Annotated in this window: 1 pseudogene; it reads left to right on the top strand. The window is 47.8% G+C overall.

Features of this window, described 5'->3' with window-relative positions:
• Positions 1-262: pseudogene (locus DW720_RS16080) on the top strand (conjugal transfer protein); the annotation flags it as partial.
• Between the last annotated feature and the right edge of the window lie 31 nt (positions 263-293).

A 293-nucleotide genomic window follows, 5' to 3' on the forward strand; every position in this document is an offset into this window, starting at 1 on the left:
TGAGCTGCAAGAGGAGCAGGAAAAACTTCTCAGCGAAATCGCAGAGCTGAAAGAACCTTTGACCGAGGTACAGGCTGATTTGAAGAAGTTGCGGGACATCCGCTACTGGGTACGGAAAGCTACACCCGGCACAGAGGAAAGTAAAGAGCCGCCCAAGAAGCAGCCTATCAAGGAAGTCTTGCAGGATAAGGCAGACGAGAAAAAAGCACAAAGAACTGCCCAGGAACAGACGAAACACAAACAACAGGATATGGAACTTTAACAGGCACTTGCCATTTTCAATCAGAGAATGT

It is taken from the genome of Clostridium sp. AM27-28 (assembly GCF_003480955.1).
GTDB classification, from domain to species: Bacteria; Bacillota; Clostridia; order Lachnospirales; family Lachnospiraceae; genus Otoolea; species Otoolea fessa.